At 65.2% G+C, this 14,851-nt stretch carries 14 protein-coding genes; 6 read left to right on the top strand and 8 right to left on the bottom strand.

What is annotated here, in order from left to right; all coding sequences use genetic code 11:
- Nucleotides 1–562 (bottom strand): TrbI/VirB10 family protein (locus tag JMJ56_RS30560; RefSeq protein ID WP_202835531.1); only part of this gene is annotated, 562 nt, incomplete at its 3' end.
- 209 nt (nucleotides 563–771) lie between these two features.
- Nucleotides 772–2,277: a tetratricopeptide repeat protein gene (locus JMJ56_RS30565; RefSeq protein ID WP_202835532.1), complete on the bottom strand. Its 1,506-nt coding sequence runs from the start codon at nucleotides 2,275–2,277 to the stop codon at nucleotides 772–774.
- Between the two features lie 228 nt (nucleotides 2,278–2,505).
- Here JMJ56_RS30565 and JMJ56_RS30570 point away from each other — a divergent pair, with 228 nt between their 5' ends.
- Nucleotides 2,506–2,706 carry a hypothetical protein gene (locus tag JMJ56_RS30570; protein WP_202835533.1) on the top strand — a complete coding sequence of 67 codons (201 nt, stop codon included), beginning with the start codon at nucleotides 2,506–2,508 and terminating at the stop codon, nucleotides 2,704–2,706.
- Nucleotides 2,707–3,049: 343 nt separating this feature from the next.
- Here JMJ56_RS30570 and JMJ56_RS30575 read toward each other — a convergent pair whose 3' ends face one another.
- Together JMJ56_RS30575 and JMJ56_RS34485 are read right to left on the bottom strand one after the other, a co-directional pair.
- Entirely contained in the window at nucleotides 3,050–3,442 is a 393-nt protein-coding gene (locus tag JMJ56_RS30575; protein WP_202835534.1) for a hypothetical protein, read from the bottom strand.
- Nucleotides 3,443–4,085: 643 nt separating this feature from the next.
- Nucleotides 4,086–5,867 carry a tetratricopeptide repeat protein gene (locus tag JMJ56_RS34485; RefSeq protein ID WP_202835535.1) on the bottom strand — a complete coding sequence of 594 codons (1,782 nt, stop codon included), beginning with the start codon at nucleotides 5,865–5,867 and terminating at the stop codon, nucleotides 4,086–4,088.
- Between the two features lie 93 nt (nucleotides 5,868–5,960).
- Between JMJ56_RS34485 and JMJ56_RS30585 the strand changes: the two genes are divergently transcribed.
- Complete coding sequence (locus JMJ56_RS30585) at nucleotides 5,961–6,257, top strand: hypothetical protein (protein WP_202835536.1); 297 nt, start codon at nucleotides 5,961–5,963, stop codon at nucleotides 6,255–6,257.
- 188 nt (nucleotides 6,258–6,445) lie between these two features.
- Here JMJ56_RS30585 and JMJ56_RS30590 read toward each other — a convergent pair whose 3' ends face one another.
- Together JMJ56_RS30590 and JMJ56_RS30595 are read right to left on the bottom strand one after the other, a co-directional pair.
- Nucleotides 6,446–6,838 (bottom strand): hypothetical protein, encoded by a 393-nt coding sequence (locus JMJ56_RS30590; protein ID WP_202835537.1) that lies wholly within the window; start codon nucleotides 6,836–6,838, stop codon nucleotides 6,446–6,448.
- A 538-nt stretch (nucleotides 6,839–7,376) separates the two neighbouring features.
- Entirely contained in the window at nucleotides 7,377–9,557 is a 2,181-nt protein-coding gene (locus JMJ56_RS30595) for a tetratricopeptide repeat protein (protein ID WP_202835538.1), read from the bottom strand.
- 600 nt (nucleotides 9,558–10,157) lie between these two features.
- On the opposite strand from JMJ56_RS30595, the gene JMJ56_RS30600 reads away from it, so the two are divergent.
- The gene (locus JMJ56_RS30600; protein ID WP_202835539.1) at nucleotides 10,158–10,793 is read left to right on the top strand and encodes an AAA family ATPase; all 636 of its coding nucleotides are present in this window, start codon (nucleotides 10,158–10,160) and stop codon (nucleotides 10,791–10,793) included.
- 145 nt (nucleotides 10,794–10,938) lie between these two features.
- The gene (locus JMJ56_RS35110; protein ID WP_268885168.1) at nucleotides 10,939–11,070 is read left to right on the top strand and encodes a hypothetical protein; all 132 of its coding nucleotides are present in this window, start codon (nucleotides 10,939–10,941) and stop codon (nucleotides 11,068–11,070) included.
- 17 nt (nucleotides 11,071–11,087) lie between these two features.
- Here the strand turns inward: JMJ56_RS35110 and JMJ56_RS35815 are convergent, their stop codons facing one another.
- Nucleotides 11,088–11,345 (bottom strand): replication protein RepA, encoded by a 258-nt coding sequence (locus JMJ56_RS35815; protein WP_202835540.1) that lies wholly within the window; start codon nucleotides 11,343–11,345, stop codon nucleotides 11,088–11,090.
- An 84-nt stretch (nucleotides 11,346–11,429) separates the two neighbouring features.
- Here JMJ56_RS35815 and JMJ56_RS30610 point away from each other — a divergent pair, with 84 nt between their 5' ends.
- Both JMJ56_RS30610 and JMJ56_RS30615 read left to right on the top strand, forming a co-directional pair.
- On the top strand, nucleotides 11,430–12,164 hold the full coding sequence (locus tag JMJ56_RS30610; RefSeq protein ID WP_202835542.1) for an IS6 family transposase: 735 nt from the start codon (nucleotides 11,430–11,432) through the stop codon (nucleotides 12,162–12,164).
- A 68-nt stretch (nucleotides 12,165–12,232) separates the two neighbouring features.
- A complete protein-coding gene (locus JMJ56_RS30615) occupies nucleotides 12,233–13,894 on the top strand; it encodes a sensor histidine kinase (protein ID WP_202835544.1) in 1,662 nt (553 codons plus the stop codon).
- Between the two features lie 200 nt (nucleotides 13,895–14,094).
- Here JMJ56_RS30615 and JMJ56_RS30620 read toward each other — a convergent pair whose 3' ends face one another.
- Complete coding sequence (locus JMJ56_RS30620) at nucleotides 14,095–14,655, bottom strand: extensin-like domain-containing protein (RefSeq protein ID WP_328702514.1); 561 nt, start codon at nucleotides 14,653–14,655, stop codon at nucleotides 14,095–14,097.
- Nucleotides 14,656–14,851 lie beyond the last annotated feature (196 nt).

Below are 14,851 nucleotides of genomic sequence, written 5' to 3' on the forward strand. Positions count from 1 at the left end.
AAATCGGTTCAACGTCTTCTTCGTCATGGCTCCAACCTCTCAAGGTTTGAAGCCTCCGGCAAACCCAGAGCGGTTCATAGGCGCCGAAGCGCTGAAAGGAGTGCGTATCGATCTCGCCATCTAGCCCGGCTTGACCAAGCGCATCAGCAGCTGGCGCGCGGATCCGGATGAGGCAGCCCTGCGGCGTCTCGATACGGGTCATGACAGCGAACAGCCGGCGCTGGCCGCGTTGCAGCCCCGCGCCAACCCGTCCGGTGATCCAGGTACCGGCATCAAGCAGTGGCACTGCACCAGACGTCGAGTAGATGGCTTCAGGCACCTTGCACCGGAAGGCGCCCGCGACATCAGACGTGATCGGCACATCCGGGACGCAAGCGATTGGCGTGCCCTCTGTCAGAAACAGGTTCCGGTCCAGCAGCCGGGTGGCAACAGCCGTCGGTTGATCCTCTGCGCGCAGACGCGCTGACAGGGCATCGGTCTCGCCAGCTGCGCCAAGAGGCTCCCCAGAGCCTGCCACCGCCTCTGCCGTCCCGACCTGCGCACTGGGACCGCCGAAGGCCATCAGCGGGGCTGGACGGTACGCCTGGGGGGCAGGCCAAAGCATATTCCCAACAGACGACTGTGCGACCGTCGCCGACATAGGTAGCGCCGTGAGGGCTGCTGCATTAGGTCTAAGAGGCCAACGGCGGCCATCTGCTTAGCCTCGGGCCAATCTGATTTAAACGAAGAAAAAGGCGGATTGGAGAGGAGGGTCATGCTCCGATGCACACCCTATCCAACAATACGCCGTGCAATTTCCGCTGAAGCAGCCTCGCTGCGGTTGCGCACAACATCAGCCCACTTTTCTTGAAATTCCTTTAGTGCAATCGTCTTGCACGCTTCGTAGGCAGCTACGGCTGCCTTCAGCTGCACTGTCCCACCCTTCCGCTCGCCGAGCGACTGGAGGGCCGCACCAAGGTTCATCTGTGTCCCCGCCCACTGGAGCGGCGTCCGCTCGCGCGTCCACTCCTTTAGTGCCGCTTGGTAGGCCGCCACCGCCGCTTCCAGCCGTACCGTCCCGCTCTCCCGCTCGCCGAGCGCCCGGAGCGCGTTGCCCAGGTTCCCCTGTATAATCGCCCAGTCGAGCGGCGCCCGCTCGCGCGTCCATTCCTCCAGCGCCGCCTGGTAAGCCGCCACCGCCGCTTCCAGCCACGCCGTTCCGCTCTCCCGCTCGCCAAGCAGTCGGAACACATTGCCGAGGCTCATCTGCGTCGCTGCCCAGTCGAGTGGCGCCCGCTCGCGCGTCCTCTCCTTCAGGGCTGCTTCGTGGGCCACCACCGCCTCCTCCAGCCGTGCTGTCCCGCTCTCTCGTGCGCCGAGCGCCCGGAGCGCAGTGCCAAGGTTCATCTGCGTCATGGCCCACTGGAGTGGCCACCGTTCACGCGTCAACTCCTCCAGCGCCGCCTGGAAGGCCGCTACCGCCGCCTCCAGCCGTGCCGTCCCGCTCTCCTGCTCGCCAAGCGACTGGAGCGCAGTGCCGAGGTTCATCTGCGTCGCCGCCCACTGGAATGGCCACCGCTCGCGCGTCCTTTCCTCCAGCGCCGCCTGGAAGGCCGTCACCGCCTCCTCCAGCCGCGCCGTCCTGCCCTCCCGCTCGCCAAGCGACCGGAGCGCGGTGCCGAGGTTCATCTGCGTCAACGCCCACCGGAGCGGCGCCCGCTCGCGCGGCCATCCCTGCAGCGCCGCCCGGAAGGCCGTCACTGCCTCCTCCAGCCGCGCCGTCCCACTCTCCCGCTCGCCAAGCGTCCCGAGCGCGGTGCCAAGGTTCATCTGCGCCAATGCCCAGTCGAGCGGCATTCGCTCGCGAGTCCTCTCCTCCAACGCCGCTTGGTAGGCCGCCACCGCCGCCTCCAGCCGCGCCGTCCCGCTCTCCCGCTCGCCAAGCGACCGGAGCGTGGTGCCGAGGTTCATCTGCGTCAACGCCCAGTCGAGCGGCGCCCGCTCACGCGTCCATTCCTCCAGCGCCGCCTCGTAGGCCGCCACCGCCGCCTCCAGCCGCGCCGTCCCGCTCTCCCGCTCGCCAAGCGACCGGAGCGTGTTACCGAGACTCATCTGCGTCGCCGCCCACTGGAGTGGCCACCGCTCGCGCGCCCTCTCCTTCAGAGCTGCTTCGTGAGCCGCCACTGCCGCCTCCAGCCGCGCCGTCCCGCGCTCCCGTGCGCCGAGCGTCCCGAGCGCGGTGCCGAGCACGGTGAGGGCATCGCCACGCTCATCGGCATTATGGGCTGTCGCTACCATTCGCTGAGCCAACTCGATGGCGACGGACAGTGAAAAATTGATGCCCTGTCTCTCGCCGTCCGCATAAGCCTCGGCGTATCGCACTCGAAAGCCCGGCGACCATGCCGGGCGGGCAGTTGCCTCGTTGACAGCAACGATGCTCTCAATGCGCTTGGCAACGGAGGCAGCATCGCGCCGCAGCGTGTCAACCTTGATCCCCTCCTCAAACAAGATGACCCGGGATCTCCGGTGCCTATCGTCGAGATCAGCAAGCGCCCTGTCGATTTCCTCCGCGCCGCCGTCGAGGTCGTGTCCTATCCGATCCGCGACCCGCGTCAGCACCGCCTGGACAAAAGCGTCATCGTTCGTCTCCCGCTCGCCGCGTGCGATGACCTCAAGGGCCACATCGACAGCGCGCCTCAGTTCCGTAAGCGCCTGCTCGAAGTCTAGCCGCTCATCCGGTTTGAGCCGCTGCGCCAGCATGACAACCGTGCACCGCTGCAGACCAGCTACATCCGACGCCTGGAGTAAACCTCGGGCCTCCAAGACATCCACTAAGGCCTCCGCTGATGCTCGTTCATCCAGGCCCCTGTTGCCGCCGATGACGTCGCCCGCGATGGAACCAACCGTGCCTGAGATATTGACCCCACCGGCTTGGCTAGATGGTTCCGGCAAAATCTTCATGACTGATACCCACTAGAGGGTGAGAACTGCTCACCAGTTGGGCGCACCTGTGACCAGAGCGCGTGCAGACACCCTGGCCTAACTGATTTATCGGATATGATCGCTGCTTCTACTCGCCACGCAGCTTGTCCAAAACGAATCCTGTTACCGGACCGGTAATGCCGCTGAGGATTGGCGTGCCGAAGGCACTGACCACCGCGCTTGCAGCTCCCGGTACTAGTCCGACCAACCCGTCCACAAGCTTGGCGATGACCCTGTCATCGGCGCCCTTGCCCTTGGCTGCTTCCTGCTTCAACGCGGCCGCTTTGGCTTCCGCCTCGGGCTGCGCCGCAGATGAAGCGGCACGGATCACCTCAATGACTGGACGGAGCGCCTCCTCGAGCGCTGCCGTGGACGGAGTACCTACAACCTTGTTGCCGCCTACCATGTCACCACCAACGGAACCAATGGAGCCGCTGATGTTGATCCCGCCACTTTGTCCTTCGCCTGCTCGCTCGTTCATAGTGAACCCCCTACTTCCCGCGTTAACCATGCAGGTTAATCTATCGGTTGTGGGCGTGTGTTGGACAGCGTTGTCTCGGTAGTGGCTCTCGAAGCCCCAGCATCACATCGCTGGTGAACCATCCTACGCCAGTGCCGCATTCGCGATTTATGCAACCAAAAATAGATGGACCACCAAGCGGTGCATTACTTGGCTGCCATCTTCGACCTTGTCCGAGGAATCGGTGACGTGGATGAGGCGGTTATAGCCGGTCAGTACTTCATCCGCTCGACGAGGCGTATGTAATCCCAACTCGGGAAAAGGCTGACCCATTGGCGGGAGCTTACCGAATTGTCCAGCACGGTTGTGTTAAGTCAATCTCAAATAGGGTTGGTATAACTGGGCAGCCGGCGCTCATCGAGCCAGAAATCAACCAGCGGCGTTATGGTCCCGACCACGCCGAAGCTGCGGTCATGGAGCGGTGGTCCGGCATCTGCAGACTGCAGACATGGTCGCCCACGCCGCATTCACTGCAAGCGCTAGGATAGCTATTGGTCGGGCCGCTCTAGGAGCCAACGGCGACTGTTTGCTCGGGCTCCGGCCGCTCTGATGCAGACGAAAACGAAGGCAAGTCGGAGAAGAGAGCCATGCCCCAATGCACACTCTATCTAGTAATGCGCCGTGCGATTTCTGCCAAAACAGCCTCACTGCAGTTGCGCACAACATCAGCCCATCTTTCTTGGAATTCTTTTGACGCAATCGTTTTGCACGCTTCGTAGGCTGCTACGGCCGCCTTCAGCCGCGCCGTCCCGCTCTCCCGCTCACCAAGCATCTGAAGTGCAATACCGAGGTTCATCTGCGTCATCGCCCACTGGAACGGCACCTGCTCGCGCGTCCTCTCCTCCAGCGCCGCCTGGTAGGCTGCCACCGCTGCCTCCAGCCGCACCGTCCCGCTCTCCCGCGTGCCGAGCGCCCGGAGCGCATTACCGAAATTCATCTGCGCCATCGCCCACTGGAGCGGCACCCGCTCGCGCGTCCATTCCTCCAAAGCCGCCTGGAAGGCTGACACCGACGCCTCCAGCCGCGTCGTCCCGCTCTCCCGCTCGCTGAGCGACTGGAGGGACACACCGATGTTCATCTGTGTTGCCGCCCACTGGAGCGGCGCCCGCTCGCGCGTCAACTCCTCCAACGCCGCTTGGTAAGCCGCCACCGCCGCCTCCAGCCGCGCCGTGTCGCTCTCCCGCTCGCCGAGGGATTGGAGCGCGGTGCCGAGGTTCATTTGCGTCGTCGCCCAGTCGAGTGGCACCCGCTCGCGCGTGAACTCCTCCAACGCCGCCTGGTAGGCTGCCACCGCCGCCTCCAGCCGCGCCGTGTCGCTCTCCCGCTCGCCGAGCGACTGGAGCGCGGTGCCAAGGTTCATTTGCGCCGCCGCCCAGTCGAGTGGCACCCGCTCGCGCGTCCTCTCCTCCAACGCCGCTTGGTAGGCTGCCACTGCCGCCTCCAGCCGCGCCGTCCCGCTCTCCCGCTCGCCAAGCCTCTGGAGCGCGTTGCCGAGGTTCATCTGCGTCGCTGCCCACTGGAGCGGCACCTGCTCGCGCGTCCTCTCCTCCAGCGCTGCCTGAAAGGCCGCCACCGATGCCTCCAGCCGCGCCGTCCTGCCCTCCCGCTCGCCGAGCGTTCCGAGTGCGGTGCCGAGGTTCATCTGCGCCAACGCCCAGTCGAATGGCACCCGCTCGCGCGTCCACTCCTGCAGCGCCGCCTGGTAGGCCGCCACCGACGCCTCCAGCCGCGCCGTCCCACTCTCCCGCTCACCGAGCGTCCGAAGGGCATTGCCGAGGTTCATCTGCGTCAGCGCCCATTGGAGCGGTGCCCGCTCGCGCGTCCACTCCTGCAGCGCCGCCTGGTAGGCCGCCACCGACGCCTCCAGTCGCGCCGTCCCGCTCTCCCGCACGCCGAGCGACTGTAGGGCCGCACCAAAATTCATCTGCGTCGCTGCCCAGTCGAGTGGCGCCCGCTCGCGCGTCCCCTCCTCCAACGCCGCCTGGTAGGCCGCCACCGACGCCTCCAGTCGCGCCGTCCCGCTCTCCCGCACGCCGAGCGCCCGGAGCGCAGTGCCGAGGTTCATCTGCGTCCCCGCCCACTGGAGCGGCACACGCTCGCGCGTGAACTCCTTCAGCGCTGCCTGGAAGGCCGCCACCGACGCCTCCAGCCGGGCTGTCCCGCTCTCCCGCTCGCCGAGGGTCCCGAGCGCATTGCCAAGCTTGGTAAGAGCATCGCCACGCTCATCAGCATTGTGAGCTGTCGCTATCATCCGCTGCGCCAACTCGATGGCGACGGACAGGGAAAAATTGATGCCCTGCTTCTCGCCATCCGCATAGGCTTCGGCGTATCGCACTCGAAAAGTCGGCGACCACGCCGGCCGGTCGGTTGCCTCATCGATCGCCACGATACTCTCGATGCGCCTGGCAACGGCGGCAGCGTCGCGCCGCAGCGTGTCGACCTTGATCCCCTCCTCTAACAGGATGATCCGGGATCTCCGATGCCTGTCCTCAAGATCGGCGAGCGCCCTGTCGATTTCCTCCGTACCGCCGTCGAGGTCGTGCTTTATCCGATCCGCAACCCGTGCCAGCACCGCTTGGACAAAAGCGTCGTCGTTCGTCCCCTGCTCACCGCGTGCGATGACCTCAAGGGCGACATCGACGGCGCGCTCCAACTCTGTAAGCGCCTGCTCGAAATCGAGCCGCTCATTCGGCTTGAGCCGCTGCGCCAGCATGACCACCGTGCGCCGCTGCAGACCAGCCGCCTCCGCCGTCTGGAGAAAACCTCGGGCCTCTAAAGCATCTACTAACGCTTGTTCATCGAGACCCTTGTTGCCACCGATGACGTCGCCGGCGATGGAGCCAACCACACCTGAGATGCTGACCCCGCTGGTCTGGCTAAGGAACGGGAACTGTTCACCAGCGCGGTGCCCTTGTGCCAAGAGAACGTGTAGCCATCCTGGCTTGTCTGGCACAATCGCCACCTCTACCGGCCACGCAGCTTGTCTAGGACAAACCCGGTGACTGGGCCGGCAATGCCGCCAAGGATTGGCGTGCCGAAGGCACTGACCACCGCGCTTGCCGCTCCCGGTACTAGTCCGACCAGCCCGTCCACTAGCTTGGCAATTACCTTGTCATCGGCACCTTTACCCTTGGCTGCTTCCTGCTTCAACGCGGCCGCTTTGGCTTCCGCCTCGGGCTGCGCCGCAGATGAAGCGGCACGGATCACCTCAATGACTGGACGGAGCGCCTCCTCGAGCGCTGCCGTGGACGGAGTACCTACAACCTTGTTGCCGCCTACCATGTCACCACCAACGGAACCAACGGAGCCGCTGATGTTGATCCCGCCACTTTGTCCTTCGCCTGCTCGCTCGTTCATAGTGAACTCCTATTTCCCACCTTGCCCGTGCAGGTTAATCTAACGGCTGCGAGCATGTGCTGGACAGCGCTGTCTCAGTAGTGGCTCTTGAAACCCTCAGCACCGCATCGCTGGCGAACTATCCTAGGCCAATGAGTAAATTTTGACTTACTCAACCCAAGAACGATGGTTCACCAAGCAGTGCAGTTGCTTGGTTGCTGCCCTCGACCTTGCCAAGGTGGAAGAGGCGGCCGTAGCAGGCGAGCGCTTCACCCGCTCGATGTGACGCACGTGGCTGGGCAGCTACCGCTCATCAAGCCAGAGACCGACCAGTGGCGTTATGGTCCCGACCACGCCGAAGCTACGGTCACGGAGCGGTGGTCCGGCATCCGTAGAATGCAGACATAACCGCCCACGCTGCATTCAATGCGGAGATTTGATAGCTGTAAGTCGAGCCGCCCCAAGGGCCAACGGCGACAGTCTGCTCGGGCTTGAGCCGCTCTGATGCATGCAAAGACGAAAGCGGATCGGAGAAGAGGGCTATGCTCCGATACTCACTCTATCTGGCAATGCGCCGTGCGATTTCCGCTGAAGCAGTCTCACTGCGGTTGCGCACAACATCAGCCCATCTTTCTTGGAATTCTTTTAGCGTAATCGTTTGGCACGCTTCGTAGGCTGCTACGGCTGCCTTCAGCCGCGCTGTTCCGTCCTCCCGCTTGCCGAGCGCCTGGAGCGCATTGCCCAAGTTCATTTGCGTCCCTGCCCACTGAAGTGGCGCCCGCTCGCGCGTGAACTCCTCGAGCGCCGCCTGGTAGGCTGTCACCGCCGCCTCCAGACGCGCCGTCCCGCTCTCCCGCTCGCCAAGGGCTCGGAGCGCGGTGCCGAGTTCCATCTGCGTCGCCGCCCAATCAAGTGGCACGCGCTCGCGCGTGAACTCCTCCAGCGCCGCTTGGTAGGCTGTCACCGCCGCCTCCAGCCGCGCCGTCCCGCTCTCCCGCTCGCCGAGGGCTCGGAGCGCGTTGCCAAGGTTTATCTGCGCCAGCGCCCACTGGAGCGGCACCCGCTCGCGTGTCCACTCCTCCAACGCCGCCTGATAGGCCGCCACCGCCGCCTCCAGCCGTGCTGTCCCGCTCTCCCGTGCGCCGAGCGTCCCGAGCGCGGTGCCGAGGTTCATTTGCGTCCCCGCCCACTGAAGTGGCGCCCGATCGCGCGTGAACTCCTCGAGCGCCGCTTGGTAGGCTGTCACCGCCGCCTCCAGCCGCGCCGTCCCGCGCTCCTGCGCGCCAAGCGATTGGAGCGCGGTGCCGAGGTTCATCTGCGCCAGCGCCCACTGGAGCGGCACCCGCTCATGCGTCCACTCCTCGAGCGCCGCTTGGTAGGCTGTCACCGCCGCCTCCAGCCGTGCCGTCTCACCCTCTCGCTTGCCGAGCACCTTGAGCGCGTTACCAAGATTCATCTGCGCCAGCGCCCACTGGAGCGGCACCCGCTCACGCGTCCACTCCTCCAACGCCGCCTGGAAGGCCGCCACCGCCGCCTGCAGCCGTGCTGTCCCGCTCTCCCGCGCACCGAGCGTCCCGAGCGTGGTGCCGAGGTTCATCTGTGTCCCCGCCCAGTCGAGTGGCACCCGCTCGCGCGTCCTCTCCTCCAGCGCCGCTTGGTAAGCCGCCACCGCCGCCTCCAGACGCGCCGTCCCGCTCTCCCGCTCGCCAAGCGACTGGAGCGCGTTGCCGAGATTCATCTGCGCCAGCGCCCAGTCGAGTGGTACCCGCTCGCGCGTGAACTCCTCCAGCGCCGCTTGGTAGGCCGCCACCGCTGCCTCCAGCCGTGCCACCCCACTCTCCCGCGCGCCGAGCACCCGGAGCGCGCTGCCGAGATTCATCTGCGCCAGCGCCCACTGGAGCGGCACCTGCTCGCGTGTCCACTCCTCCAGCGCTGCCTGATGAGCTGCCACCGCCGCCTCCAGACGCGCCGTCCCGCTCTCCCGCTCGCCAAGCGACCGGAGCGTGTTGCCGAGGTTCATCTGCGTCCCCGCCCACTGGAGTGGCGCCCGCTCACGCGTCCACTCCTCCAGCGCCGCCCGGAAGACCGTCACCGCCGCCTCCAGCCGCGCCGTCCCGCGCTCCCGTGCGCCGAGCGTCCCGAGCGCGGTGCCGAGCTTAGTAAGAGCTTCGCCACGCTCATGGGCACTGTAAGCCGTCGCTACCATTCGCTGCGCCAACTCGATGGCGACGGACAGGGAAAAATTGATGCCCTGTCTCTCGCCGTCCGCATAAGCCTTGGCGTATCGCGCTCGAAAGCCCGGCGACCATGCCGGGCGGGCAGTTGCCTCGTTGACAGCCACGATGCTCTCAATGCGCTTGGCGACGGCAGCAGCGTCGCGCCGCAGCGTGTCGACCCTAATCCCCTCCTCAAACAGGATGACCCGGGATCTCCGGTGCCTATCGTCGACATCAGCAAGCGCCCTGTCGATTTCCTCCGCGCCGCCGTCGAGGTCGTGTCCTATCCGATCCGCGACCCGTGTCAGCACCGCCTGGACAAAAGCGTCATCGTTCGTCTCCCGCTCGCCGCGTGCGATGACCTCAAGGGCCACATCGACAGCGCGCCCCAGTTCCGTAAGCGCCTGCTCGAAGTCTAGCCGCTCATCCGGTTTGAGCCGCTGCGCCAGCATGACCACCGTGCGCCGCTGCAGACCGGCTGCCTCCGCCGCCTGGAGGAAGCCTCGAGCCGCCAGGACATTCACTAGCGCCTGTTCATCCAGGCCCTTGTTGCCGCCGATGACGTCGCCTGCGATGGAACCAACCGCGCCTGAGATATTGACCCCGCCGGTTTGGCCAGATGTTTCGGCAACATCTTTACGGCTGGCGCCTGCAAGAGGGCGGGAACTACTCACCGGCACGACGCCCCTGCGCCAAAGAGGCACGCAGCCATCCTGGCCTAACTGACTCATCGGACATGGTCGCCACTTCTACTCGCCCTGCAGGTGCAGCACTAGGCCATCACCGACGCCACCGCTAAGCCGATTTTCCGCAGCATACCCGGACGCAAACCCAGCCGCTGGTGAAGAGTAGAAGGCGGTCCAGCGCCTCAGTTCACGGCCCGAAACGGCGAGTGACTGAGGCGCGGGCCCGCTGGTGCGAGCGGGCGGGCATCTCGGCCGAATGGTTAGCTCTGCGAGCCGTCCTGTCCTCTGACTGGCGAGCGATCAGTCATCGAAACCCTTTGACATTGGCTGGTAGCACAGCCTCGCTTTTGCGTCCGTCATGCAATACGATATCGTATAGAGGGCGTATATACATCGTTTGTATATCGCCTGTTAATCGTACGTTTAGCGGGGCGAGTGATGATCCTTGTGATCGGAAATACCAAAGGTGGGGTCGGGAAGACCACAATTGCCGTCAACTTGGCTGTGCTACGGGCAGCGGCTGGGGGCGATGTCCTACTGGTGGATGGGGACGATCAGGGGTCGGCTACCCTCTTCACCCAACTCCGGTCAGAGAATATGGGCGCGCCTGGCTATACGGCCGTCGTGCTGCAAGGCGCGGCCGTGCGGACCCAGGTCCGCCAGCTCGCGCCGAAGTACGGGGACATCATCATCGATGTGGGAGGACGGGACACGGGCAGCTTGAGGGCAGCCCTGACAGTCGCCCATTGTCTGCTGGTGCCCCTGCAGCCCCGGAGCTTCGACGTGTGGGCACTGGATCAGATCTCAGCCCTAGTGAAGGAGGCGCGCGAGCTTAATCCGGACCTGCGGGCACTGGCGTTCCTGAACGGCGCCGACCCCCAAGGGCGGGACAACGCCGAGGCGTTGGAGGCGATTGGAGAGGTTGAGGGGCTGGAGGTCCTGAAGGCCGTCGTCGTGAGGCGGAAGGCTTTCCCCAATGCTGCGGCACAAGGGAAGGCCGTGACTGAGATGCAGCCTCGAGACTCCAAAGCCGTTGAAGAATTGACAGTTTTGGCAGATATTGCGTTTAGCTAGTAAACCGCTATCGGAGTGCATTACATTGGCAATAGCGCGTAAGCCAAAGGTACAGCGTACCGCTGCGCCCGAAGATGCGGCGGCGGAGCGATTTATCCAAGGGGCCGATAAGGTCTCAGTCCTCTCCTCGCCTGATGAAAGCGGCATGAAGCCGACCATGATCCGGATGGAGATCAACCTGCGCGATCGCATCGATGCTGCTGCGAAGGCGTCAGGGATGGGGCGGTCGGCCTGGATCCGCTACCAGTGCATCAAGGCGCTGGATGAGGGGAGGTGAAGGCAGAGGGTGTGGGGTTAAGCGCGGATCAGCGCTGGGCGCGACACCGCTGGCCGAGAGGGGTGCAGGACCAGGCCAGCCTCATCGGCTGTCACCCTCGCCTCAGGATAGGCAGCCAGCGCGGCGTCCAGCGCCTTTAGGAAGGCTGGCCGGAAGTGCCTCAGCTCCTTGAAGCCGGCACCAAACTGCGCCTGGACTGCCGGCCAGCGGATTGGTGCGGAGCGCTCGAGCTGGTGCAGCCGGTAGGCAAGCCAGACGTAGAGGTCCAGCGACATGCTGCGGTCGCAAAGCTTGCGTAGGGCAGCCTCGGGTTCCGTTGCATCCTTTGCGGCTTGGCGCGATCGAGGCCAAGCTGGGGCATGGTACGGCGGCGACTGGCGAAACTCCGGGCGGATCTCACCTTCAGAGGGCGGCAATTCACGGCTGAGGTGATCCTCTGGGCAATGCGCTGGTATCTGATGTTCCCAATCAGCTACCGCGACCTCGAACTCATGCTGCAGGAGCGCGGTGTCGACATCGCACACACCACCATCTTTCGATGGATCCAGGCCTATGCACCTAAGCTAGAGCAGCGGCTCCGACCCCATCTGCGCATGTCCAATGGATCGTGGAGGGTCGATGAGACCTATGTGCGGGTGAAAGGCCGATGGATGTACTTGTATCGCGCTGTCGACAGCCGCGGCCAGACGATCGACTTCCTGCTTTCGGCCAAGCGGGATGCGGCGGCTGCAAAGCGCTTCTTCCGCAAAGCTCTTGGGCAGCCGCATACGGTGAACCCGCGCACCGTCACGGTAGACAAGAACCCGGCCTATCCCTGCGCTGTCGAACAGATGAAGGCGGGCGCCGAGCTGTGGCGACGCTCGCGGCTACGACAATGTAAGTACCTCAATAACATTGTGGAACAAGATCACCGGCGCTTGAAACGCCTGGTCAGACCAGGGCTTGGCTTCGGCAGCTTCCACACGGCACGACGAACCCTGGCAGGCTATGAGGCGATGGCGATGATCAGGAAGGAGCAGGTACACAAGGTAGGCCGACGAGACGTGCGGGCCCAAGCCGCATTTGTCGCCGAGCTGTTCCAGGTCGCCGTCTGATCCGAAGCCTACCCCGGCCAGCTGCGACTTGCTGCAAACTTTGCAACAGAACCCGCGAGCGCGACACCATGGCGGCGAAGCTCCGCTCGGACCGCGACGGGCGTTGGCGCGCTGTAGCCGAGGCCCTGCAAGCCAAGCTGGATAGCGCAGAGCGCGAGCTCGCTCGCCTTGGCGGCGTGAGGCTGGAAGGCAGGCTGGCTACAGCCGAGGCACGGCATGCCGCCGTGACGACCCTCGCCGAAGAGTTGCACGTCGCCAACGACGAGCTGCGGGCGCAGAGGGAGGAGCTAACACGGGCGAACGATGGCCTTGCGCGTGCCAACCAGCAGCTCGAGCGGCGTGTGGCCGAGCGCACCGCCGAGCTGGCGGACGCCAACGCCATGCTGCGCGCCGCCACCGATACCATGCCCCACCTCGTCTGGAGCTCCCATCCGGGTGGCGCCTGGCTTGACGCCAACCGGCGTTGGACTGAGCACACGGGCCAGACCGCGGAGAAGGCGGCCGGGTTCGGCTGGCTTGATCCCGTGCATCCGGACGACCGCGACCGCGTGCTGGAGGCGTGGCGCGTCGCCGCAGCCAACGGCGAGTTGTGGGTCGAGCACCGGCTGCGCGGCCGCGACGGCACGTATGAACGGTTCGAGACCCGCGGCCTGCCACTGCAGGGCCGCGAGGGTGCCTCCAAGCTCTGGTTCGGCACTAGCACCAATGTCGAGCAGGCCCGGCGTGCAGAGGTCGCGCTGCGCGAGAGCGAGGCCCGCTTCCGCGATTTCGCCGAGGCCACGGCCGACGTGCTCTGGGTGGTCGATGCCGAGACCCAGCGCCTCGAATACCTCAGCCCCGCCTTCGAGGCGGTCTGGGGCACCCCGCGCACCGAAGTCATGGACGATTTGGGGCGCTGGGCGGGGATGCTGCACCCGGAGGATCGCGCTCGGGTGCTGGAGGCGCTCCCCACCGCGCTCGCGGGCGGGCGGGTGGACACTGAGTACCGCATCGTCCGGCCCGCGGATGGACAGGTGCGCTGGGTGCGTGACGTTGGCTTCCCCGTGCGCGACGCGGAGGGACGGGTGCGCCGGGTGGCAGGTCTGGCGCGCGACGTGACCGCGAGGAAGGAGGCCGAGGCAGGCCAGCGGCTGCTGCTGCGGGAGCTGAACCACCGCGTGAAGAACACGCTGGCCTCGGTTCAGTCGATCGCCGCCCAGACCGCGCGGGTAGGCGGGACGGCGGCGGACTTTCGGGCGGCGTTCCAGGCCCGGTTGGCCGCTCTAGCTGCCGCGCACGACCTGCTCACCCAGGAGGCGTGGCAAGGTATCCCGCTGGCCGAGGTAGCCCGCCGTACCCTAGCCCCGCATGGGGCCCGTGAGGCGAGGGCCGACCGGGTGTCAACCGACGGTCCCGAGGTGTGGCTGCGGCCCGAGGCCGCCATCGCGCTGCACTTGGCGCTGCACGAACTCGCCACCAACGCGGCGAAGTATGGGGCGCTCTCGGCGCCGAGCGGACGTGTCGAGGTCTCGTGGCAGATCACGGGGCAGGGCGATCTGCTGGAGGTGCATTGGCGCGAGCGCGGCGGCCCACCGGTGCGGCCCCCGGCGCGGCGCGGGTTTGGCTCGCGGCTGCTGGAGCGTGGCCTGGTGCATCAATTCCGCGCCGAGGCAGAACTGATCTTCGCGCCTGCAGGTGTCGAGTACCGACTGCGCGCGCCGCTATCCGCAGGTCTGAAGCGGTCCGGTTGAGTTCATATCTAGGGAGCTAAATCTAGTGCTGTAGCAGCCGCCTTTCCATATCTTCCCTTATGTGACAGTTGACGCCAACTCGGCCAACCGTGAATAGAATATTAAAGCGCTTTGAAATTCCAAATATTCCGTGGCGGCGCTCCCAGACAGATAATCAGACATGGTAGCTGTCCGGACCTTCTCCTTTGCTGATCTCGCATTCAGCGACATGTATGCAGGGGTCCCATATCGAGGTGTAGATGATCGGCATGCGCGGCGTTGTAGTCAGGGCCGAGCACGGTATTGAACCAAAGGCAGGCTCCATCGCGCACTTCACGCAAGAATGCCTTTTTCGGTTCTATGCCATTCCACTCGCGTGGGATGGCGATTTCTTGGCCATCGGAAAGTATGAAAGAGGCGAGGTCGATTGCGTTTGCGGTCGCGTGTTGGCTCCGCCTGCCAGCCGCGGCGTGGTACACATTTCGGCAGTTGTAGGTGCCAAGGTGGCGTAGCCCAGTGACATCGACCCCGAAGTGCTTCCGAGACGCGGGCTGCAGGGCGTGCCGTTCGAATAGTACCCAGGCAGCGGCCATGCGGCAGGTGACCACCGGGTCGAGCGGCATGATTCGAATGCCGGCAGGAAGCAGCACTGCGTTCTCGACTTCACATGAGGTGTCAGAGGGTCGGTCCGGCACTCGCCTGAGGGTCAGACCCGAAGCCTCAAACGCCGCGAAGCAGGCTTCGGGCCGCCGAGCGAGCAGGGACAGTTTCAAGCTCGTCACGGGCCCAGGCTTTGCCCGGAGGTCGAGCGGCTCCCTGGGGTCCCAATCAGGCGGGAGATAGCGCAACGCGATTACCGCGGCCCCGACCAGGATGGCGATGGCAAGCAGAAGGCGCTTAACAGGCTGCTGAAAAGCCTGCCTGCTGCGTGGGAGTAGGCCATTTATTGGCCTGGTTGGGCGTCTGACGCGGCGCTGG

This window comes from Belnapia arida (assembly GCF_016773205.1).
GTDB lineage: Bacteria > Pseudomonadota > Alphaproteobacteria > Acetobacterales > Acetobacteraceae > Belnapia > Belnapia arida.